The organism is Acinetobacter lwoffii (assembly GCF_049367455.1).
Lineage (GTDB): Bacteria > Pseudomonadota > Gammaproteobacteria > Pseudomonadales > Moraxellaceae > Acinetobacter > Acinetobacter lwoffii_W.
The window spans coordinates 1,081,594-1,105,008 of the sequence record NZ_JBMPXW010000001.1 but is presented as its reverse complement, the minus strand read 5'-3'; the positions used below and the strand labels follow the sequence as shown (position 1 = coordinate 1,105,008).

20 protein-coding genes are annotated in these 23,415 nt (G+C 44.6%); 16 read left to right on the top strand and 4 right to left on the bottom strand.

The genetic code is table 11. From position 1 onward, the window contains the following. Nucleotides 1-5 precede the first annotated feature (5 nt). Nucleotides 6-3,485: an Rne/Rng family ribonuclease gene (locus ACO1B7_RS05295; RefSeq protein ID WP_174894680.1), complete on the bottom strand. Its 3,480-nt coding sequence runs from the start codon at nt 3,483-3,485 to the stop codon at nt 6-8. A gap of 766 nt (nt 3,486-4,251) precedes the next feature. Between ACO1B7_RS05295 and ACO1B7_RS05290 the strand changes: the two genes are divergently transcribed. From ACO1B7_RS05290 to ACO1B7_RS05260, 7 genes are all read left to right on the top strand, one after another. After that, nucleotides 4,252-5,208 (top strand): RluA family pseudouridine synthase, encoded by a 957-nt coding sequence (locus ACO1B7_RS05290; RefSeq protein ID WP_004278531.1) that lies wholly within the window; start codon nt 4,252-4,254, stop codon nt 5,206-5,208. A 139-nt stretch (nt 5,209-5,347) separates the two neighbouring features. Continuing rightward, nucleotides 5,348-6,016, top strand: coding sequence for an HAD-IA family hydrolase (locus tag ACO1B7_RS05285; RefSeq protein ID WP_005102977.1), 669 nt, complete (start codon nt 5,348-5,350; stop codon nt 6,014-6,016). Between the two features lie 407 nt (nt 6,017-6,423). After that, entirely contained in the window at nt 6,424-7,221 is a 798-nt protein-coding gene (locus ACO1B7_RS05280) for a 2-keto-4-pentenoate hydratase (protein WP_004647361.1), read from the top strand. A gap of 24 nt (nt 7,222-7,245) precedes the next feature. Then, on the top strand, nt 7,246-8,142 hold the full coding sequence (locus tag ACO1B7_RS05275; RefSeq protein WP_004647362.1) for an acetaldehyde dehydrogenase (acetylating): 897 nt from the start codon (nt 7,246-7,248) through the stop codon (nt 8,140-8,142). 12 nt (nt 8,143-8,154) lie between these two features. After that, complete coding sequence (gene dmpG / locus ACO1B7_RS05270; RefSeq protein ID WP_005102984.1) at nt 8,155-9,174, top strand: 4-hydroxy-2-oxovalerate aldolase; 1,020 nt, start codon at nt 8,155-8,157, stop codon at nt 9,172-9,174. Nucleotides 9,175-9,604: 430 nt separating this feature from the next. Continuing rightward, nucleotides 9,605-10,867 carry an OprD family outer membrane porin gene (locus ACO1B7_RS05265; protein WP_004647364.1) on the top strand — a complete coding sequence of 421 codons (1,263 nt, stop codon included), beginning with the start codon at nt 9,605-9,607 and terminating at the stop codon, nt 10,865-10,867. Nucleotides 10,868-11,153: 286 nt separating this feature from the next. Next, nucleotides 11,154-12,014, top strand: coding sequence for an alpha/beta fold hydrolase (locus ACO1B7_RS05260; RefSeq protein WP_004278523.1), 861 nt, complete (start codon nt 11,154-11,156; stop codon nt 12,012-12,014). Between the two features lie 381 nt (nt 12,015-12,395). Here ACO1B7_RS05260 and hcaR read toward each other — a convergent pair whose 3' ends face one another. Next, on the bottom strand, nt 12,396-13,304 hold the full coding sequence (gene hcaR / locus ACO1B7_RS05255) for a DNA-binding transcriptional regulator HcaR (RefSeq protein WP_004278522.1): 909 nt from the start codon (nt 13,302-13,304) through the stop codon (nt 12,396-12,398). Nucleotides 13,305-13,586: 282 nt separating this feature from the next. Here hcaR and hcaE point away from each other — a divergent pair, with 282 nt between their 5' ends. The 9 genes from hcaE to ACO1B7_RS05210 all read left to right on the top strand — a co-directional run bounded on the left by hcaE (nt 13,587) and on the right by ACO1B7_RS05210 (nt 22,536). Further along, nucleotides 13,587-14,954, top strand: coding sequence for a 3-phenylpropionate/cinnamic acid dioxygenase subunit alpha (hcaE, locus tag ACO1B7_RS05250; RefSeq protein WP_004278520.1), 1,368 nt, complete (start codon nt 13,587-13,589; stop codon nt 14,952-14,954). After that, a complete protein-coding gene (gene hcaF / locus ACO1B7_RS05245; RefSeq protein WP_004647365.1) occupies nt 14,951-15,469 on the top strand; it encodes a 3-phenylpropionate/cinnamic acid dioxygenase subunit beta in 519 nt (172 codons plus the stop codon). The genes hcaE and hcaF overlap by 4 nt, the downstream gene beginning before the upstream one ends. Further along, entirely contained in the window at nt 15,469-15,795 is a 327-nt protein-coding gene (gene hcaC, locus ACO1B7_RS05240; RefSeq protein ID WP_423089885.1) for a 3-phenylpropionate/cinnamic acid dioxygenase ferredoxin subunit, read from the top strand. The genes hcaF and hcaC overlap by 1 nt, the downstream gene beginning before the upstream one ends. Before the next feature lie 2 nt (nt 15,796-15,797). After that, entirely contained in the window at nt 15,798-16,613 is an 816-nt protein-coding gene (gene hcaB, locus ACO1B7_RS05235; RefSeq protein WP_004278515.1) for a 3-phenylpropionate-dihydrodiol/cinnamic acid-dihydrodiol dehydrogenase, read from the top strand. A gap of 73 nt (nt 16,614-16,686) precedes the next feature. Further along, the gene (locus tag ACO1B7_RS05230; protein WP_004647366.1) at nt 16,687-17,652 is read left to right on the top strand and encodes a 3-carboxyethylcatechol 2,3-dioxygenase; all 966 of its coding nucleotides are present in this window, start codon (nt 16,687-16,689) and stop codon (nt 17,650-17,652) included. 4 nt (nt 17,653-17,656) lie between these two features. Next, nucleotides 17,657-18,883 carry a 3-phenylpropionate/cinnamic acid dioxygenase ferredoxin--NAD(+) reductase subunit gene (gene hcaD / locus ACO1B7_RS05225; protein ID WP_004647367.1) on the top strand — a complete coding sequence of 409 codons (1,227 nt, stop codon included), beginning with the start codon at nt 17,657-17,659 and terminating at the stop codon, nt 18,881-18,883. A 168-nt stretch (nt 18,884-19,051) separates the two neighbouring features. Further along, a complete protein-coding gene (locus ACO1B7_RS05220) occupies nt 19,052-19,957 on the top strand; it encodes a DMT family transporter (RefSeq protein ID WP_004647369.1) in 906 nt (301 codons plus the stop codon). A gap of 181 nt (nt 19,958-20,138) precedes the next feature. Further along, complete coding sequence (locus tag ACO1B7_RS05215) at nt 20,139-21,074, top strand: cation diffusion facilitator family transporter (RefSeq protein ID WP_423089884.1); 936 nt, start codon at nt 20,139-20,141, stop codon at nt 21,072-21,074. Between the two features lie 406 nt (nt 21,075-21,480). Further along, on the top strand, nt 21,481-22,536 hold the full coding sequence (locus ACO1B7_RS05210; protein WP_004278509.1) for an MBL fold metallo-hydrolase: 1,056 nt from the start codon (nt 21,481-21,483) through the stop codon (nt 22,534-22,536). Here ACO1B7_RS05210 and ACO1B7_RS05205 read toward each other — a convergent pair. Beyond that, complete coding sequence (locus tag ACO1B7_RS05205; protein ID WP_004278508.1) at nt 22,526-22,936, bottom strand: DoxX-like family protein; 411 nt, start codon at nt 22,934-22,936, stop codon at nt 22,526-22,528. The genes ACO1B7_RS05210 and ACO1B7_RS05205 overlap by 11 nt on opposite strands. Next, nucleotides 22,926-23,369, bottom strand: a complete 444-nt coding sequence (locus tag ACO1B7_RS05200; RefSeq protein WP_423089883.1) for a thiol-disulfide oxidoreductase DCC family protein — start codon at nt 23,367-23,369, stop codon at nt 22,926-22,928. Before ACO1B7_RS05200 ends, ACO1B7_RS05205 begins: the two co-directional genes overlap by 11 nt. Nucleotides 23,370-23,415: the final 46 nt, after the last annotated feature.

Genomic DNA, 23,415 nt, shown 5'->3' with positions numbered 1-23,415 from the left:
GCAAATTATGATTCAGTTGTAGTATTGGCTTTTTTCGGTGGACGACCACGTGGACGACGTGGACGAGCAGCCTGTTTCTCCGCTTTTTCAGCTTCGCTGGCTTCAGTGTCTTCTGTTGTTACTTCGGCCTGATCTTGGGCTTCTGTAACAGGAGCTTGTGATTCAGCATTTGCTTCAACTGGCGCAGCATCTTCAGGTTGAGCTTCAGTCACTGGAGTCTCTTCTGCAGGAGCTGCATCTACTGGTGCCGTCGTTTCAGTGGCTTGTTCAGCTGGCTGAGCATTTACGGTTTCTTCAATAGCTACTTCAGTGGCTACTGGAGTTTCAGTTGCTGCTGCTTCAGCTGACTCTGCTTGCGCTTCTGCTGCTACAGGTGCTTCTGGCGCAGTTTCAACTGCCGGAGCTGTTTCTACTTTAGCCTGTTGCTTGGCTTGTTGTAGGGCCTGTTCTGCAGCCTGTTTAGCTAGACGGCGACGCTCACGTGGATCGTTTGCGACACGTTTGTCCGACACCGGTTTTGGTGGAGTCAGGTCCAGAACTGGAGCAGGCTCTGCTTCAACCTTGGCTACGGTTACTTGAACATCACGGGTAACCGGTTTTTTCTCTGCGGCAGGCGATGCTGCAGCCACCAGACTCGCGTTGTACTCTTTTGTGAACTTCTCTAGAGCACGGTTGAAGGTTGGCAATAAACCAAACTGTTCAATCAGTACGGAGCAGTCTTCACCATAAACATGGCGAATCAGGCTACCAATAGTGAACTGACCCAAAGTTGGTACTTGTGACGGAGTCAACTTTTGAACTGTAGCCTGTTGAGGCTGTCCTTCACGTTGCTGACGACGACGCTGACGCGGATCGTTGCTGGCACGAGGTTTTTCAGCACTTGATTCTTCCGCTGTCACAACTTCTTCAGCAGGTGCTGTCAGTGCAGCTTCCACCACATTTTCAGCAGCGGCTTCTTCAACTGGCGCATCTGCCGGTGCAGTAACTTCAACCGCTGGCGTTACAACTGCAGCATTGTCATTCAATGCCACGATTTCGCTTTTCGCCTGGTCAATATTCACGACCATGGCTGTTGGCATCACGTCTTGACGTGGTGCATCGACCAACTCAACACGAAGCTGCTTGTCATTGACTGCTGGCGCTTCAACGACTGCAGGTGCTGCTTGTTGAGCCTGCTCATTCAGCACGCTTGGATCGCGGTGGCGATTTGGACGTTCCTGACGTGGCTGGTTACGGCGGTCACGACGTGGCATTGCCTGTTGTGGCTGTTGCTCATTGTTTTGAACATCATTTTGCTGAGATGGCTCGTTGTGATGCTGACGGCGAGAATTACGCTTGTTTTCACGTGCTTCATGACGTTGCTCTTGACGAGATACCTGAACCACTTCTTCATGCACCTGATGTTGCTGAGGAGCGGAAGCTTCAGACTGAACCTGCTCACGCGGTTCTTTGTGCTTCGGATTACGTGGTTTTTTGTTGTTATGACGCGGTGCTCTTTCATCACGTTCAGCCGGTTTTTCAGCATCACGTTCCTGTTTTTGCGCTACAGTCGATGGTGCCAGGTAAGCATTGCTGCTTGCCGGAGCAGCAGGTTGAGATACTTGCTGTGGAGCAGGTTGTGCCACCGGTGCAGACAATTGACCGAACTGACCACGGCTCACCGCACCGCCATTGATCATTTGTTCAATTGCTGCAGCTGCATTGTTGGCAGTACGCGATTGATCAACAGTCGCAGCCTGTTTTTGAACAAAGAGGTTTTCTAACCAGGCACATGGGCTAGATGCAGGAGCAGCAACTTGTGCTTGGGCAGGAGCTTGTTGCGCAACAGGTACTTGCTGTGCATTTTGGTTTTGCTGGTTACGGCGTTTATTGTTTCTGCCGTTGTTTTGCTGTTGAGCAGGCGCTGGTGCAGCAGCATGCGTATGTTGTTCTTCTTCTAAATGCCATTCAGATGACTCATAGCCCAACTCTTTTTCACTTGAACGAGTTGCTTCAGTACGTTCATAGCTGGTTGGTGCAAAGCCTTCGGCATTATAAGTGATTTCATAATGCGGTGTTTCCAGATGCGGATGCGGCAGCACAGTGACACGTACATTTGAAGTCTGTTCTAAATAGACCAAGGTGTGACGTTTTTCATTCAATAAGAAGGCAGCAATTTCGACTGGAACTTCGACTTGAACTTCACCATGACGTTCACGTAACGCGATCTCTTCCACTTTACGCATAATCGAAAGTGATAAAGAACGAAGATCACGAACCATGCCGGTACCATGGCAGCGTGGGCAAACGTAGCCAGTCGCTTCTTCAAGAGAAGGACGCAGACGTTGACGGCTCATTTCCATCAAACCAAAACGTGACAATTGACCGAACTGGATACGGGCACGGTCACTTTGCGTCGCTTCACGCAGCTTCGCTTCCACCATACGCTGGTTGCGGTCTTTGGTCATGTCGATGAAGTCGATCACCACCAGACCACCGATATCACGTAAACGTAATTGACGCGCGATTTCTTCTGCCGCTTCAATATTGGTATTTAACGCGGTGTCTTCAACGTCGCTACCGCGAGTCGATTTTGCTGAGTTAATGTCAATTGACACTAAAGCTTCAGTTTGGTCGATCACGATCGAACCGCCAGAAGGCAATTTTACTTCACGTTCATAAGCGGTTTGAATTTGACTTTCAATCGCGAAATGCGCGAATAAAGGTTCATTTAAGGTATAAGTTTTCAGTTTTTCTAACTGACGTGGCATTACCGCTTTTACGAAGTTATAGGCTTCGTTATAGGCTTGTTCTGAGTCAATCAGGATTTCAGCAACATCATCACGCAGGTAGTCACGAATGGCACGTGTTACCACGCCCGCTTCCTGATGTACCAACATTGGCGATGGACCTGAACTTGCCGTGCTCTGGATTTGTGCCCAAAGGTCTAACAAGTGCTGTAAGTCGAGTTGCAATTCTTCTTGTGAACGACCGATCCCGGCAGTACGCACAATCACACTCATACCACGTGGCACGTTCAGTGTTGCCAGCATTTCTTTCAGTTCTTCACGCACTGAACCAGAAATCTGACGGCTGATACCACCACCTTTCGGGTTGTTTGGCATCAAGACCAAATAACGGCCAGCAAGTGAGATAAAAGTAGACAAGGCAGCGCCTTTATTACCACGCTCTTCTTTTTCCACCTGAACCAGAAGCTCGGTGCCTTCAGTGATCAGTTCACGGATATTCGAAGTTTGGCGAGGATCGGCTTTGTAATATGAATTTGCGATTTCACGCATTGACAGGAAGCCTTGGCGACCTGCACCGTATTCAACGAATACAGCTTCTAAAGAAGGCTCAACGCGAGTCACGTGACCTTTATAGATATTGGATTTTTTTTGTTCACGGGTACGATTTTCTAAATCAAAATCGTAAAGACGCTGACCAGTGACAAGTGCAACGCGAATTTCTTCGGCATGTGTTGCATTAATCAACATACGTTTCATGGGTGTAACACCTTATAGTGATACACAGCAAAAAATCGCTATACACGTAGCGAACATCACACATCACGGATCAATGGCTCAAATCTGCAATGAATTTCATTGTGGTTTGAGTCTTTTATGACCGAGCTCTATTTAATATAGATGGGCTTCGGTTTTTGATTCACGTATTGATGATGGCAATACGGCTTCAATCTTTAAACGGATTAAAGTCACCTGAACGCTTCACTGGCGGACGAGCGGTGCATTGGATGTGTGTAACTTTCACTGTCACATTGCTCGAAGATCATCCCTTCTTTATAGAAAGTGTCTTGATACGGAATTGTCGTCGTATCTTTACAAACTGTGCAGATCCAATGCATCAACGCTGTAGCCTGAAGTCGTCTTCAGGTTGCGACTAATCTGATGTGTATCAGTTTACGTTTAAAAACCAACAAAGTTGGCGACATATTTTTTAAGACAAACTGATTTATGTACCTGAGGTACAATTAAACGCAACAGTTTGCTTTGTTTGCCGATATAATAAGCCTTCGGCGTGGCATAATTCTTTGGGGACCTTCCCGTATCATGTGAGTCTTTAATTGAACAATCAAGTTCAGAAAAATCTGAAATGATTCAACTTTTACTCACAAACGATGGTTTCCGTGCGCTGACTATATCAAACCTTGCATCATCTGCCTATGGGCTAAGCTTATGTTTCTTGTGTAAAGCATAACCTAAGTGATCAGTTTTTAATCAATTTTAGTATTTTTTGGGTCATAGTAACTGTATGAATTCTACGCAACAATGGCAAAACGTCACTTGGTTTGAAGTGGATGAACATCAAGATGGACAACGCATCGATAATTTCTTGTTTAGTCGTCTGAAAGGTGTGCCAAAAAGCCGTATCTATCGTCTGATTCGTGAAGGCCAGGTTCGCGTTAATAAAAAACGCATTAAAGCAGAAACCAAACTTGCAATCGGTGACCAGATTCGCGTTGCGCCGATTCGCTATGAACAAAAAGATGAATCTGCAGCACCGGTTTCCGACAAAGTGGCACAAGGCTTATTGGCCCGTGTGATTTATGAAGATGAAGGTCTGATGGTCGTGAATAAGCCATCCGGGATTGCCGTGCATGGCGGTAGCGGTGTGGCCTATGGTCTGATTGAAGGCTTACGTGCAGCAACCGGTAAAAAGTATCTGGAATTGATTCACCGGATTGACCGTGATACTTCCGGTCTGGTGATGATTTCCAAAAAGCGTAGCGTGTTGAAAACATTACAAGATATGTTGCGTGAACATAAAATCAAAAAAACCTATGCCGCTGTGGTAAAAGGGCAGGTCAGTCTGGATAAACAGCTGATTGATGCACCTTTACATCGTTACGAGCTGGCCAATGGTGAACGTCGCGTCTGCGTGTCACCGAAAGAAGGCAAAGAGTCTAAAACCCAGTGGAACGTGCAAGAGCGTTTTATGCATGCCACGCTGGTGTATGCATCTCCGCTTTCTGGTCGTACCCATCAGATTCGTGTACACGGGTTGAGTATTGGTCATCCGCTTGTAGGCGATGAAAAGTATGGTCATGAAACAGAATATCGTGGGCCAAAACCACGCCGTTTGTGTTTACATGCAATGCGTCTGGACATTCCGGGCTATCCAGCAATTGAAGCACCATTGCCGGAAGATATGCAGAGTCTGGTGGCGCAGTTAAGAGCGCAGAAAGCGGATAAACCGGCTGCTCAGTAAGGACTTATTTTTTTCTTTTAATAAATTCAATCCACCCTCATCCTCCTTTGAAAAAGGAGGGAATTCCCCTCTTTCTTAAAGAGGGGCTAGGGAGAGGTGTTAAAGCTACTTAACCCTGAATCAAATCTAGGAAATCTTTATGAACACACCTGCAAAATTGGTCATTTTTGATTGGGATGGCACTTTATTTGATTCAGTTGGTCAAATCGTGGCGAGTTTGCAGTTTGCCGCACAGCAATTTCAGCAGCCTTTAACGAATGCAGATGCCAAAAGCATTATTGGCCTAGGTTTGCCTGAAGTCGCGCAGCGTTTATTCCCGGCAGTACCAGAATTACATACGGATATTTTGCAGGCTTATTCCGACCATTATGTTGCCAACTCGTCAGGAGATTCCTGGTTTGAAGGCGTAGCGCACATGCTCGCAGATTTACAGCAGCAAGGCGTAAAGCTGGCTGTTGCTACAGGTAAAAGTCGTAAAGGTCTGGATCGTGTATTGAAACAGACGAACAGTGAGGAGCTGTTTGTGACTACGCGCGCAGCCAGCGAAACCCATTCTAAACCTCATCCATTAATGTTAGAAGAAATTCTGGCGGAAACCGGTGTGCAGGCTGAACATGCCATCATGGTCGGTGATACGTCTTATGATCTGGAAATGGCGCAAAATATTGCCATGCCAAGTGTTGGCGTAAGTTATGGCGTACATGCGCCTGAACTTTTGGCTCAATTTAATCCAGTCTGTATCGTGGATGATGTGGCTGCTTTGCATAGTGCATTGTTGGCTAAAGTCCAATGGAAACCAGCAGTTTAATCCAGTATCTTGGTTGCAGTGCAAGGAATGTATTTCCCCGGTTTAAATTGGCTGGGGAATGCGGCAGATTTAAGCGCTGGTTCTTATCTTTTAGTCTAAAGTCGTAATTGTACTGATTTTATTCGGTCATATTACGGCAGTTATTTTGCTAAATAGAGATGTGTTTTAAATAATAAGATTTTGTTTTATTTCGTTTTTTATAAATTATTCTTATAGATAATAGCTATAGCAAAAAATAAAATAACTATTGGCACAAACGCCGGATTTTTCCCATCCTAAAACTGTTTATTCCTATGCTCGCTCTGAGAAAGGCAGTCCATGCGGATGATCAGCCTGATCATGTCCCTATTTTCTGTCCCTCTTAGATCCCGGCATAAGCCTAATTTTTGCAGTTTAAGGAAACATTGATGTCGAATTCTGCTGTTGTTGAATCAGTTGCACAAGCACTTCGTAGCGCTGAATTATCACAAACTGCGATTGCACCGATTCGCCCGGAACTTGGCGGTGAAAGTGCTGACGTAGATATCGCCTATGCCGTTCAGGAAGTGAATACCGAGCGTGCTTTGTCTGAAGGTCGCCGTCTGGTGGGTCGTAAAATCGGTTTGACGTCTAAAGTCGTTCAAGCGCAACTGGGTGTAGATCAGCCGGATTTCGGTATGTTATTTGCCGATATGGCTTATGGCGATGGTGAAGCAATTCCAGCCGGCCTTCTGATTCAGCCGAAAGTTGAAGCAGAAATCGCATTGGTGATTAACCAGGATTTAACCAAAGAAAAACACACGTATGCAGACATTATCAGCGCAACTGATTATGCACTGCCTGCAATTGAAGTGGTCGATAGCCGTATCGAAAACTGGAAAATTAGCCTGATTGATACTGTGGCGGATAACGCATCTTCTGCTGCATTTGTCTTGGGTTCTCAGCCGGTTAAGTTAGAAAAACTTGATCTTGTGAACTGCAAGATGGTGATGACGCGCGGTGAGGAAGTCGTTTCTCAAGGCGTGGGTAAAGCATGTCTTGCAAACCCATTGAATGCTGCTGTTTGGCTTGCAGATGAAATGGTGCGTCGTGGCCGTCCGCTTTTAAAAGGCGACATCATCTTGACGGGTGCTTTAGGTCCAATGGTTGTGGCGCAACCAGGTGATGAATTCAAGGTTGAAATTGAAGGCTTCGGTTCAGTAACCGCTGCATTCGCTGCTGAATAATCAAGATTCCAAGAGAGTACATTCATGAAAAAGATTAAATGTGCAATGATCGGTCCAGGGAATATTGGTACTGATTTGCTTTATAAATTACAACGTAGCGAATGGTTAGAGCCTGTTTGGATGGTGGGGATTGACCCGACTTCTGAAGGTTTGGCGCGTGCTGCGAAAATGGGTTTAAAAACCACAGCTGAAGGTGTCGATGGTCTGCTTCCTCATGTGATTGCTGATGACATCAAAATTGCATTCGATGCAACTTCTGCCTATGTCCATGCTGAAAACAGCCGCAAGCTGAATGAACTTGGCGTGTTGATGATCGACTTAACGCCTGCTGCGATTGGTCCATTTTGTGTACCACCAGTCAACCTTGAAGCATTGCTACAAGCGGGCGAAGTACCAAACGTGAACATGGTGACATGTGGCGGTCAGGCAACGATTCCGATGGTGGCTGCGGTTTCTCGCGTTCAACCTGTTGAATACGGCGAAATCATTGCAACTGTATCGACTAAGTCGGTTGGTCCGGGAACGCGTAAAAACATTGATGAATTCACACGTACCACTGCGGGTGCAATCGAGAAAGTCGGCGGCGCGAAACAAGGTAAAGCGATCATTATCATTAATCCGGCTGAGCCACCTTTAATGATGCGTGACACAGTACATTGCTTGGTTGAAGGTGAGCCGGATCAGGCAGCGATTACTGAATCTGTACATGCCATGATCAAGGAAGTTCAAAAATACGTACCAGGTTACAAGCTGGTAAATGGTCCGGTATTTGATGGCAACCGCGTATCAATTTACTTGGAAGTTGAAGGTCTGGGTGACTTCCTGCCGAAATACGCAGGCAACCTGGATATTATGACTGCAGCAGCTGCACGTACTGCAGAAATGTTCGCAGAACACGTGTTCAACACCGCTGAAGCTTAAAGGAATACCAAAATGTCTAAGATTATTGTTCATGATATGACTTTACGTGATGGTATGCACCCGCAGCGCCATCAAACGACTGTTGAGCAAATGATTGCAATTTCAACAGCACTTGATGATGCCGGCGTACCTTTAATTGAAGTAACGCACGGTGACGGCCTTGGCGGTTCATCAGTGAACTACGGTTTTGCTGCTGCAACGGATGAAGAATATTTATCCGCTGTTGTGCCACGTATGAAAAATGCAAAAATTTCTGCATTGCTTTTACCTGGTATCGGTACGGTTGACCATTTGAAAATGGCACATGAAATTGGTGTCTCTACCATTCGTGTGGCGACGCATTGTACTGAAGCGGATTGTTCTGAGCAGCACATCACCGCTGCACGTAAACTAGAAATGGACACCGTCGGTTTCTTAATGTTGGCGCATATGGCATCTCCTGAAAAATTGCTTGAAGAAGCAAACAAGATGGTGTCTTACGGTGCAAACTGTATCTATGTGACAGATTCAGCAGGTTATATGCTTCCTCAAGACGTTATTGATCGCGTAGGTCACTTACGTCAACACTTGGACCCAAGCATTGAGCTTGGTTTCCACGGTCACCACAACTTAGGTATGGGTGTATCGAATACTGTTGCTGCGGTTCAGGCAGGTGCAGTACGTGTTGACTTGGCATCTGCAGGTTTGGGTGCTGGCGCAGGTAATACGCCACTTGAACTGTTTATCGCTGTGGCAAACCGTATGGGTATGGACACTGGCGTTGACTTGTTCAAAGTACAAGATGTTGCTGAAGATCTAGTGATTCCAATGATGCACAACCCAATTCGTGCAGACCGTGATGCGGCTACTTTAGGTTATGCGGGTGTTTACTCTTCATTCCTGTTGTTTGCTAAACGCGCTGAAGCGAAATATGGCGTATCTGCACGTGAAATCCTGATGGAACTGGGTCGCCGTGGTACGGTAGGTGGTCAGGAAGACATGATTGAAGACCTGGCATTAACCATGTCTAAAGCGCGCGAGTTACAAGCTTAATTTTTAATGCATTCGTATTAAAATAAGGCTAATAAAAAAGCATCCGATTTGGATGCTTTTTTATTATTAAGTAGATTTAATAATATATTAAAACTCTGATCTCAGATATTTTAGTTATAGTGCTATGTGAAGATTATTTCAGTTTAATTTTTTCCTTAAACATAAAAACGATAAATAAAAAATATTATCTTAAAGTTTTTAAAAAAATTGCGCTTATTAATAAAGGAAACAGAAATTTGAATTAAATATCTGGTCAAATTTTTATTTTCATTAATCGGTTTAAAATCTAAGAGATTGAGTGCTTAAATCTGGGCCCGGAATATGCAGAGCTAAAAGAGCAAAAGTTTAATACTGTGGTCGGATTTTTTATTTAAACCGACTTGCGCATGATGGCTGCATGGATTTTATCAGCTGAATGGGGGAACTCATCATGCGTCGTCACAATTTATGGATTGCAATGCTTGCTGCGACAGCAACTTTAGGGACAACTGCAACGAATGCAGACTTTATTGACGACAGCAATGTTCAACTCAAATTTAAAAACTTTTATCTAGACCGTCAGTATCAAGATGACTATTCATCACGTAACTGGGGTTCTTGGTCACAAGGGGTGACTCTGGATGCCAAGTCCGGTTATCACGATATCGGTGGTGGTGTGCAGGTTGGTGCTGATGTACTGGTGCAACATGCAGTCAAACTCAACGGCCATGATAAAAATCCGGACTGGGTTTTACCGCACGATGGCAAAGAATCAAAAGATCATTTCGGTAAAGTCGGCGCGACCTTAAAAGCCAAAGTTTCACAAACTGAGCTGAAAGTCGGCGAGTTATTGCCTGTATCTCCAGTCTTGGTATTCGATCCATCCCGTCAGTTATTAACGACTTATAGTGGCGCTTGGTTAGAGTCTAAAGACCTTAAGGATACCAAGTTAACTCTGGCGTATATTGATGGTATTAACAACCGTTATGACAACCAGTTCCGTGACTTAACTAAATTTGCTCCACCAAGTTTCTATGATACGGGTGCTGAAGCTGATGGCATGTGGATTGCGGGTGTAGACCACCAGCTTACTAAAGAAGTAGGGGCGAGCTACTGGTATGCCGATGTTCAAGACATTTACCAACAGCATTATCTGGGTGTGAATTACAAAACTGCGCTCGGTGAAAAAACCAAATTAGATAGCCACATCCGTTACTTCGATAACTCGGAGTCAGGTGACAAGCTGTATGGTGAGATCGATAACCAGGCATTATCTGTCGCTGCAAAAGTGAATCATGGTGCACATAGCGTAGGTGTGGGTTACCAGCAAATGTTTGGTGATAGTGCATTCCCGACATTGGGTGGCTGGGTGCCACAGCCTTATCTGGCGAACTGGGGGGTAGCGACCTTTACCGCACCAGAAGAAAAGTCATGGAGTGTTTCTTATGGCTATGACTTCTCTGAAATGGGTGCAAAAGGCCTAAACGCAACAGCAGTATATTTCAAAGGTTATGATCAGAAAGGTACTGGGGCGTATCAAGGTCAGAACTTCAATACGGATGAAGTGAATGCCATCGTGAACTACACTGTGCCAGAAGGTAAATTAAAAGGTTTGGGTGTACAGGCGATGTATATTGATGTGAATTTTGCCAATCCAGCAAAACCAGACCTGCAAGAATACCGTGTCGCCACCACTTATACCCATAAATTCTAATACCCGTATATTTTAAAAGCAGTCAGTCTTCTGGCTGCTTTTTGGTTTAAGCGTTCCATTGTTGCATTAAAGGCTTAGATTGAGTAGGGTTTTATTTTAAATTGATATATAAAACAAATACTTAAATTATATCTATTTTGTAGGGTGCAATCGTAATTTTGTATCAGTTTGCTGCGGCTGAGCGGTTAATATAAGGGTGTACACAAGTCATTTTAATGAGTCAACTTGACGTCGAATTCTTGAAAATAGAGGGACACGCAAGCGAAAGACTGTAAGAGGAAGCAATATGAGCACTGTTCAAATCCCTGACTATCAAACAGATCCATTCTTTGGCTTAGAAGATAAATGGATTGAAACCGCTGAAGGCGAGTTGACCCATTACCACGAAATTGGTGAAGGTACGCCTATTCTATTTTTACACGGTTCAGGTACGGGTGTATCGGCTGCGGCAAACTGGTGGTTAAACCTGCCACAAATTGGTGAGCAGGCGCGTTGTATCGCGATTGATACCATTGGTTATGGCCAGACTGTAGTTGCACCGGGTACTGAATATGGTATCCGTGCCTGGGTAGATCATGCGATCCGTACGCTAGACGCTTTGGGTATCGAAAAAACCTGGTTGGTCGGTAACTCTCTGGGTGGCTGGTTAGCATTCCAGATGGCATTGGATTATCCAGATCGTATTTTGGGTATCGTGTCTATGGGTACGGGCGGTGCGAAACAGACAGCTGCACTTAAAGCTCACGCAAACCCAGTTCTTACAGAAGAAGGAATCAAGAAAACCCTTTCTATGTTTGTCGTAAACAAAGACCTGATTACTGATGAACTGGTAAAAGTACGTTTTGCTTCTGCTGCAAATGACTATGCATCAAATCGTTTAATGGATGTGGTTGGCGCACGTGACCGTGACCGTTTCGAATTCCCATTAGACTTCGAAAAAATGAAAGACATTACTGTGCCTGTACTATTGATTCATGGTACGCAAGACGTGGTGATTCCGGTTTCTCGTACTTGGGACATCCTGAACATCGTGCCAAATGCTGATGCACATATCTTCAGCCAATGCGGTCACTGGTCTCAAGTTGAAAAAGCAGATGAGTTCAACACTGTGATCAAAAACTACCTGGCTGTTCATGGCGTAAAATAAGTTTGATACAGTTTTAAAAAAGGATGGCTTTGGTCATCCTTTTTTATATCGGAAATATTTAAGGTAGCGCACCTAAGTGAGTTTGATTCTCATTTATTTGAATAAATATAAAAATCTAATAATTTTTATAGGCTTGAGCTATTTAAACTGAGAAAAATCCGAATGAAACTTTATTAGACTTAAGTGGTAAATGCAGTACATTTAGAGCTAAAAATACACAATTTGGGTCAAGGGCAAGTGAAAAATTTAAGCGCCAGAAATAGATTCTTTATTATAAAATAGAATTAAAAATGGATTCTTAAGCATAAAATAATAAAACAAAAAAAGCACATGCCTATCATAAGTTGAATGGCATATGCCTAATGCAGGGAAGAAATAGGATTAATTTTGTTCGCTACGGTTAATATCCAGATAGAACACACGGGTCAAAAGCTCAAGAAATTTGCTCACGACATAGGATTTGTTGTTTTTATGGTAGCTGACATACAGGTCTAAATAGGGCAACTCCACGTCCAGCGGACGAATCACGGTATTATCCATGGTTAGTGGTGCAATATAGCCAGGCAAAATGGTACAGCCTAGGCCCATTCCGATCGAGTTGATATTAAATAAAATATTATCGGCCTTTTGCACGATATTGAGTTCAATGCCGTTGGCTTTGGCAAAGTCCAGAATAGCCTGGTTCAGGGTCAAGGACTGCTCTGCTGATGGAATAATAAAATCAATACCATTCAATGCTTTAACAGGAATTCTTTCGTATTTTGCTAAGGGATGATCTTTAGGCAGGAGAAAAATCAGCGGTTCACGAATCACGAACTGGCTTTCAATTTCATCACTATTGAAATTATGACGGGTAAATGTCAGATCTAGATCACCTTTTTTTAACAAACGCATTTGCTCATTGTTGTTCAGGCTGAGCAGTTCAATTTTTAAATCCGAGTTCTGTACACGTAGATTTGGCAAGATATACGGGAAGATTTTCATCTCGGCCACCGGTACAAAACCGATGCGGAGCATTTGCTGCTTGGCCTGTGACACCTGACGTGCCATGGCAACGGCTTTGTCCGCCTGTGCCAGGGTGAGACGAGCCTGTTCCAGGAATACGGCGCCTTCTTCGGTCAGCTCTACTTTACGTTTGGTTCGGTTGAGTAGCTTTACCCCGACATCTTCTTCCAGGTCTTTGATTTGCTGGCTAAGTGAGGGTTGAGCCGTATAAAGTTTAAGTGCTGCCTTACTAAAATTGAGCTCTTCAGCAACGGTGATAAAGTAGCGAAGGTGTCGTAATTCCATGTCATCAACCCAAAGAGTAATCCAAAAAATGTCTTACTATAATTTCCTCAAAGTATAATCTATAAACAACTATGTCGTGAAGATTATTTTCCCATTCATAAACTAAATGCTCTGGCGGAATTAATAGATGTTTTAATATAAAAATTCACGTGCTTAATAATTGCTTTAAGCTCTTAATTGAAACAAAAAAAATATTTCCCCAAAAAACGCTGTCAAATCCATCATCGTTGAAAAGTTGAGTCTATTACTTTGTGCCAAAGATAGGTCACAGGAGAGCTTTTCATGAGTGGAAAAATTGATGTGCGCGAAATCGATGCTTTAGTCGATGCACAAAATGGACGTATTACGCCATCTATTTATACAGATCCTGACATTTACGAATTAGAACTCGAACGTGTTTTCGGTCGTACTTGGTTATTCCTTTGCCATGAAAGCCAAATTCCTAAGGCTGGTGATTTCTTCAACACCTACATGGGCGAAGATCCAATCATTGTGGCACGTCAAAAAGATGGCTCAATCAAAGCATTTTTAAACCAGTGCCGTCACCGTTCTATGCGTGTAAGCTTCGCTGACTGTGGTAATACCCGTGCATTTACTTGCCCGTACCACGGCTGGTCATACGGCATTGACGGTTCTTTAAAAGATATCCCGCTTGAAGATCGTGCTTACCCACATGGTGCATGTAAAGAGCAATGGGGTCTGGTTGAAGTGAATCGTGTGAAGTCTTACAAAGGCTTGGTATTCGCTTGTTGGGATGAAACCACACCTGATCTTGAAGAATACATGGGCGATATCGCTTGGTACTTAGATGGCGTTGTTGACCGTCGTCCAGGTGGTACAGAAATTATCGGTGGTGTCCACAAGTGGGAAATCGAGTGTAACTGGAAATTTGCGGCTGAACAGTTCGCATCTGACCAATACCACGCCTTGTTCTCTCACGCTTCTGCGATCCAAGTATTGGGCGCGAAACCAGACGACGAATCTTCTAAGAAATTAGGTGCTGCACAAACGGCTCGTCCAGTTTGGGAAACTGCCAAAGACGCGATCCAGTACGGTTCACGTGGTCATGGTTCAGGCTTCTTCTTCACAGAGAAACCAGACGCAAACGTATGGGTTGACGGTGAAGTTGCCAACTACTTCCGTGAAACTTACGACGAAGTTAAAGAGCGCCTAGGCGAGACTCGTGCACTGCGTCTTGCAGGTCACAACACCATGTTCCCAACTTTGTCTTGGTTGAACGGTACAGCAACACTTCGCGTATGGCATCCACGTGGTCCAAACAAAACCGAAGTATGGGCATTCTGTATTGCGGATGCTGAAGCATCTCAAGAAGTGAAAGAAGCATTTGAACGTTCTGCAACGCGTGCCTTTGGTCCAGCCGGTTTCCTCGAGCAAGATGACTCTGAGAACTGGATTGAAATTCAAAAAGTTTTACGTGGTTACAAAGCGCGTCAAAATAAACTCATTATGGAAATGGGTAAAGGCAACGAAAAAGTACGTGAAGATGGTATCCCGGGTATCACCAACTACATTTTCTCTGAAACTGCAGCACGTGGTATGTACCGCCGCTGGGCAGATTTATTGATCCATGAAAAATGGGAAGACGTGGAAAAAGCAGCTGACGAATATGAGAAGGAGCTTATGAAATGAGTCAAATCAGCTTAGAACTTCATCACCAAATTAGTCAGTTCCTGTATCGCGAAGCAAAATTGCTAGACGATTGGAAATTCCGCGAATGGTTGGATACGTTAGCTGAAGATATTTCTTACACGCTACGTACCACACCAAACGCACAAACCCGTGACCGTCGTCGTTCAGTTGAACCACCTACCACTTGGGTGTTCAACGATTCAAAAGACCTTTTAGAGCGTCGTGTAGCGCGTCTGGAAACCGGTATGGCTTGGGCTGAAGAGCCTCCGTCACGTACCACCCACATGGTGAGCAACGTGATCGTAGAGCCAACTGAAGTTGAAGGCGAATACGACGTGTACGTAACCTATTTGCTATATCGTACGCAAAAAGAGAAAGACATTGTCATTTACTGCGGTAAACGCCATGACAAGATCCGTAAAGTTGAAGGTGGCCTCGGCTTCCAGATCTTCAACCGTAAGATCACGCTTGATCAAGCGACATATAGCTCACATAACTTGAGTGTGTTCTTCTAATGAATAAGATTTTTGTTTGCCAAGTTGACGAATTAGACGAAGGCGAAGCGTTAAAAGTAGATTGTGGCGTAAACGGTATCGAAGCGCTGGCTGTATTTAACAATGGCGGTAAATTCTTCGCTATGAACGATAAATGCAGTCATGGTAATGCTTCTATGTCTGAAGGTTATCTTGAAGATGACGGTACTGTGGAATGTCCATTGCATTCAGCACGTTTCTGTTTAAAAACAGGTGAAGCATTGTGTCTACCTGCAACTGATCCAATCAAAACATTCCCAGTGATTGTTGAAGATGGTCAATTGTTTGTAGAGATGGCAGGAGAGTAAGCATGGGTTGGCTACAGGGCGAAGTTGCACTTATTACTGGTGGTGGTTCAGGCTTAGGCTGGGCTTTGGTCGAGCGTTTTATTGAGGAAGGTGCACAAGTTGCGGTTCTTCAACGTTCAAAAGCTAAAGTAGATGCATTAAATGAACACTTCGGTGGAAAAGTTCTTGCGATCGAAGGTGATGTAGCCAGCTATGCAGATAACGTTCGTGCAGTTCAAGCCACTGTGGAACGTTTCGGTAAACTCGATTGTTTCGTTGGTAATGCCGGTATTTGGGATCACTATGCCGATATCGTCAATACCTCTGGTGAGCAGCTGGAAAAAGCCTTTGACGAGATTATGGGCATTAATACCAAATCTCTGATCCTCGGTGCGAAGGCTGCACTGGATGCATTGATCGCTTCTGAAGGTTCTATCATATTTACTTTGTCTAATTCGGCACTGTACTCCGCTGGCGGAGGCCCTGTATATACTGCATCTAAGCATGCAGGTGTCGGGATTATGAAAGAACTGGCTTACGAGCTTGCGCCTAAAGTACGAGTGAACGCTGTTGCACCGTCAGGTATGAATGTGAATATCAAAGGCGCGGCATCGCTCGGTCAGGAAAATGTGGGCCTGCTCGATGCACGTGATCCTGAGAAAATTGCACGTGGCATGCCACTGAATTTCTTGCCCGAACCGGAAGATATGACCGGTTCATACGTGCTGTTGGCATCTCGTCAAAATAACCGTCCTCTGACTGGTGTTCTGATCAATGCAGAATGCGGTTTGGGTATTCGTGGCCTACGTCAGCCACGTGCAGGTTTCTTTGACGAATAAACATCTAGTCTCATTCAAATGGACTTACCGGCAGCCTCTTCTCTCAGGGCTGCTTTCCTTCTAGGAGTCTCTCATGGCCGTTAAACTTATTTGTGCATCGCACAGTCCTTTAATGGAACTTGCTTCACCTCAAGATCAATCAAAAGAGCAAAAAGTTCGTGCTGCTTTTGAAAAACTCTCTGCTGAAGTAAAAGCTTACGACCCAACCCTGATCATCACTTTTGGTCCTGACCATTTTAATGGTTTCTTCTATGACCTGATGCCAAGTTTCTGCGTGGGTATTCGTGCCAAAGCCGCAGGTGACTGGGATTATGGCAAGGACAATGACCATATTGATGTACCTGAAGACAAGGCATTAGATCTGGTTCGACGTGTACTGGATGAAGGTGTGGATGTTGCCTACTCCTACCGTATGCAGGCCGACCATGGCGTGACTCAGCCCTTACATTTCCTGTGTGAAGGCAAACTTGACCGTTATCCAACGATTCCAATTTTTATTAATGGCGCTGCAGCACCGATGCCAACCACCCAGCGTACCATCGCTTTGGGCCGTGCTGTGGGTCAATATATCAAGTCTTTAAACCTTGAAAATGAGCGTGTGCTTGTTTTAGGTACGGGTGGTCTGTCACATGATCCACCAACACCACAAATGGGTGCTGTACCCCCTGAAGTGGAAGAGTTCCTGATTGCAGGCCGTTATCCAACGCCTGAAGCACGTCATGCACGTCAATCCAAGATTATTGCAGTGGGTCAAAAGCTGGCAGCAGGAGATACGTCAGTTGCCATGCCTTTGAATGCTGAATGGGATATTGCCCTGCTAGAAACCTTCAAGCATGCTGATTTTGCAACATTAGAAGCGATGACTGAAGCTGAAATCCGCCATGATGGTGGTCGTGGTGGTCAGGAAGTCCGTTCTTGGATGGCTGCCTTCGCTGCCTTAAGCGAAATGGGTGAGTATGAAATGACCACGCATTGCTATGAAGACATCAGCGAATGGATTGCCGGCTTCGGTATCGTATCTGCAGAGTTAAAAGGTTAATAAAATGAGCAATGTAAACAACATCGTGATTGTGGGTGCCGGCCAGGCAGGTGCGAGTGCAATTTTAGAACTTCGTGGCAACAAGTATGAAGGCAAAATTACCTTGATTGGTGATGAAAGCCATCTTCCTTATGAGCGTCCACCATTGTCTAAAGATGTAATTCTAAAACCTGAAGACACCAAGATCGAAATCCTGTCAGAACAGAAACTGGCAGATTTAGGGGTGGAAACAATTCGCGGTAATGGCGTGATGAAAATCAATGCCGAAGCGAAAACGGTTGAACTCCTGAACGGTGATGTTGTTGCTTACGACAAACTCTTGCTTGCAACAGGTGGCGCCGCGCGCCGTTTGCCTAATTTCGATGCTTTGGGCAAACACGTTTATACCCTGCGTAACCTGGAAGATTCACAAGCGCTGGTGCCTGTGCTTCAAGCCGGTCGCCGTATCATCCTGATTGGTGGTGGCGTGATTGGTCTTGAGCTGGCATCTTCAGCACGTTACAAAGACTGTCAGGTCACTGTGATCGAAATGGGTCCGATGGTCATGGGTCGTTGTTCGCCACAAATCCTGAGCGAATTCCTGCTGGAACAGCATCGTCAAAACCAGGTCGATGTGCGTCTTGAAACCAAGATTGCAGATTGCCGTTTAGATGGTGAAGAAGTCGTGGTAACGCTGGAAGGCGGTGAAGAACTGCGTGCTGATGCTGTAGTTTACGGAATCGGAATCGTGCCAAATGCACAGCTTGCGCTAGATGCAGGTCTGGATGTTGATGTTGCGATCAAAGTCAATGAACACTGCCAAACCTCGAATGCTGACATTTATGCAGCGGGTGATGTTGCGACTCAGTTACGTGACTGTGGCAATCACCGCCGCGTTGAAACTTGGGAAAATGCCAACCTTCAGGCAGGCATCTTTGCGCGTCACGTGATGGGTGTGGAACATCCGAAAGCCAATCCGGCCTGGTTCTGGACGGATCAGCTGAATATAAACTTCCAGTTTGTCGGCGATATGGCCGCAGCTGAATGGCATATCCGTGGTGAAATGGATGCAGCCAAAGGTGCAGACAATTCATTCGTGATGTATGGTGTGACAGATGGTCAGATCGTTGGCGGGATTACCGTGAATGCAGCCAAAGAAATGCGTCATTTGAAAAAAATGATCAGCAAAAATACGGCGTTTGATGTTGAAAAACATTTGGATATCGCGCAAGACTTACGCAAAATTGCTTAAGTTGTATTGAGATATCTTTGGACAGACCTATGTTTTGCATAGGTCTGTTTTTTATGCACGAAACTTGATGAATTTATCAAAAATTAAAACTTCATCTCAGCATGAATTCGCTATACGCTATTTTTGAAGTTGCTGATCCAGAACTTCTTGGCCTCGTTTAGGAGACTTATGAGTTCTTCATCTTCGTTGCCGGTCACGGCAAGTATTTACGCTTTATTGGTGCTGATCTGGGCGACAACGCCACTGGCGATTGTCTGGAGCGTGGCCGAGATTCACCCGATGTGGGTGCTGATCATTCGCTATTTTGGTGCCTCGATTATTGCGTTGTTCCTGTTGAAAATCATGCGCGACCCGCTGCCTTTTGACCGCACTTCAATGAAAAGTTATCTGGCAGGCAGTTTGAATTTAATCGGCGCGCAGCTGTTTATTTATCTGGCGGCCAATTATCTGACCTCAGGATTGATGGCACTGATTTTTGGTTTTTCACCGCTGATCGCCGGTTTAATCGGTCATGTGATTTTAAAAACCCATAAGTTGATCTGGCTGCAATGGCTCGGCATGGCAGTGGCCGTCGCCGGTTTGTGTTTTGTTTTCGCCGACTCGGCAGACAGCAAAATTAATCCTTGGGGTGTGGTGTTAATGCTGATCAGTATGGTGTCTTACATCAGCTCGATCTTCTGGGTTAAACAGATCAGTGCACCCTTGAGTCCGATGTCGCAGGCGACGGGTTCATTGCTGGTCTCCGCAGCGAGTTCAGTCATTTTGGTACCCTTTATCTGGCAACATATGCCGACTCAGTTGCCTAGCACACAGGCAATGATTGGTTTTGTATTTACCATGATCATGTCCTCGATTGTGGCAATGCTGTGTTATTTCTGGCTGATTCGCCGTCTAAATGCTTCGACTGTCTCATTGAGTAATGTGATGACGCCGGTGATTGCTCTGGTATTGGGAGCAACCTTAAATCATGAAATTATCAGCAGTCATGCTTTTGCGGGAATTGCTGTGGTGATGTTCGGGATCATCATGTATTTCTGGAAAGAGTGGCGCGAACAGTATTTTTCCAAGCATTAAAACTGTAAAAACCAAAAGGGCGAAAGCCCTTTTATTATTTGAGTAGAGAGTAAAGTGATTCAACAACGTGGGAGATCACGACTAAGCAACAATTTGTAAAACAACTTTCAAAAATAAATGATTAAGATTTTGATACATAAATCATTCAAGCTTGCACAAGCTTATTTAGGACAGTGTCAGGATGTCTGAATCCAATAAAATCGTAGTTTATGCAGCTCTATTTGGTAATCTGGCGATTGCGCTGGTTAAATTTGTTGCGTCCTATATAACCAATAGCTCTGCCATGTTCAGTGAAGCAATTCATTCGGTAGTGGATACCTTGAATGAAATTTTACTGCTGTATGGGATGAAAAAATCAGAAAAACCGGCAAATGCCAAACATCCTTTTGGTTATGGGCGTGAACTGTATTTTTGGGCTTTTATTGTGGCATTGATGGTTTTTGCCTTGGGTGCGATCGTGTCCATCTATCAAGGGATACAGCATATTCTTCAGCCTGAAGTCATGCGGGATCCATTGATCAATTATATTGTGCTGGGTCTGGCGATTCTTTTTGAAGGATTTTCATGGTCAGTGGCTTTAAAAACCTTTCGTAAACAAAAGGGAAATCTGGGATATTTTGAAGCATTTCGACACAGTAAAGATCCAACGACCTTTACCGTGTTATTTGAAGATACTGCCGCCCTGGTCGGTTTGGTGATTGCTCTGGTTGGTATTTTTCTGGCGCATCAACTGAATATTCCTGAATTGGACGGTGCCGCATCGATTTTAATTGGTATCGTGCTGGCAGTATCTGCCTGGTTTCTGGCACGTGAAACCAAAGGTTTGTTACTGGGTGAAACGGCAGATCCAAAACTGCGTGAAAATGTATTGAACATTGCTCAACAGGATACGGCCGTTTTCAGTGCCAATGGGGTATTGACTGAGCAGATGGGCGCTCAGCAAGTCATTGCATCATTGAGTCTGGAATTTAAAGATGATTTAACTTCTGATGACATTGAAGCCTGTGTCAACCGGATCGAAGCGCAGATTAAACAGCTACATCCGGAAATTATTGCTTTATTTGTGAAGCCGCAAACCAAGGCTGTATGGCTGGAACGAACCCAAGGTCGTGTATAAAGATCTAAGAATCATTTGAGGTTGGTATTTTGGCCTCAGCTTGCCTTTCTCGCACAATTGATGTGATGATACTGATGTATGGGGAATTCCATTATAAAATCATCAATGGCTAGGCATATTTTTTTCAGCATGGGCTTATAAATATTGAGTATCATTTTGTATTTTTAGACAGAAGGGCAAGAGCAATATTTTTCTAGATAATCCAAGGCTTCAGCCAGCCATAAGGCAGATGAAATGTCATTTTTTTGCTAAAAATAACAAAAACATACATGATTTTATGTGATGGATTTCATACTATGTTGCAGTGTGCCTGTTTTTAGTTTGTATGCTCATTAAAAGATGCACCGCTTGATCATTTCAAGAGGTTGTTGTCTTGCATATAGCGAATAATAAATAGTGGATGTTTATGCAAGATCTTCTCAAAACTAAAAAATTCCAGTTAATCACGGAATCCAGTTGGAAACATCTCTGGTCTAAGCCAGTGTTTGAGTATCTGCATTCAGATCATTTCGACGGAAAACAGTTTCGTAATCTTGAGCATGCTTCTCTATCGCGCGGTCGCTTTGATTTATACAAATGGCTCATTACCCGAAAATCCAAAACCTGGAATGTTAATCTTGATGAAGAGCGTGCCGAGTTTTTTTCTCGTCCACGCGCATTGCCACAGCAGCGTCCAGATGCAGCTCTGGATGACTGGCAAGTCTGGTTTATTGGTCACGCAACCACATTAATTCAGATCGGCCCCTATAACTTCCTGACCGATCCGGTTTGGGCTGAATATGCCAGTCCATCGGCTTCTACAGGGCCGCAGCGGGTCATTCCGGCTGGCATTGCCTTGGATGAATTACCTCAGATTGATGCCGTACTGCTCAGCCATAACCATTATGATCATATGGATCTGGCCAGTCTGGAATGGCTGCACAACACTTTTGAGATGCCTATTTATACTGGTCTGGGTAATGCCTGGTATTTGCCAGAACATTATACCGTGCATGAAATGGACTGGTGGGAAAGTGCCTTTTTTGAAGAGATCCGGATTGTCTATACGCCGGCTCAACATGCCTCAGGGCGCGGCATGCGCGATCAGAACTGTGCACTTTGGGGAGGATTTTCTTTATTACATGGCAAGGAACATTGTTTTTTTGCCGGAGATAGTGGCTACGCCTCACATTTTAAAGAAATTCGTAAACGTCTGGGTGCACCGCGAATTGCCTTACTCCCGATAGGAGCGTATGAACCGCGTGAACTGATGCGCGCGATCCATATGAATCCGGAAGATGCCTTTCATGCCCATCATGACTTGCAGGCCAAATGTTCACTGGCGATTCATTACCGTACTTTTCAGCTCACAGATGAAGACCGGGATGCACCGGAACATGAGTTGCATGAGATCATCAAGCATTCTTCCAAATTGATTAATCCGTTTTACTGCATACGGGAAGGCAAACGGATTATTGTTTAAGTACTTCCTGTTGTTCCTCTTGGATGAGTTGAATGGCCACTACAGAAAGCATCAGCATGGCGGTATTCATTACCACAGGATTGAATGCTGCAGTAAGTTGCAACGGGGCTGTGAATGCAATCAGCAGTAGTAATCCAGCAAGTCCGATAATATTCAACCTATGCAAGAGTATGGACCGGTTCCATTTCAGAAAGCATAAGCCAAATAGCATTTCACATCCTCCGGAAAGTCCAACCAAGACTTTGGCCAGTCCCAGCTCAAAACCCATATTTTGCCAGATTGTGATTTCAGCGGGTGATTGGAACAGAATTTTTGGAATGAGTCCCTGATAGAGCCATAGTATGACCAAAGTCAGCTGGATAGTACGCAGTGGTTGTAGGAATACAGGTTTAGGATTCACGAACAGCTTCTTCCAGAAAATGGCGTTTATTTTCGCTGGATGGAATCAGGCAATACTCGGTTTTACCAAATAGCTTGTAACGATTTAAAGCGACCACACGATACAGAAAATCCCGGATAAAACGCGGAACCAAATAACCTGCGCTCATTAAATTAAAAGGAAAACCGAGATGCTGCAGCGCCTTCAGTAATGCAGTCGATTCGGTATAGAGTGTGCCATCTTGAATGACGAGTATGGTGGTGTAATGTTCAGTAGACATCTGATAATGTTCGAGCAGTGCCGTACCTAAAGGCGATTGGGCGGAAACCAGTTTAAACTGAATCTTTTTATCGTATTTAATCAAAAACCGTGCCCAGCCATTGCAGATCACGCAAACAGCATCAAATAAAACAATGTCGTGTTGTTGAATGATGTCTTCAATATTCGGATGCATTATTGTATTTCTTTTTGTGCCAGCTTGTTTCTATAGTGCTTGATGC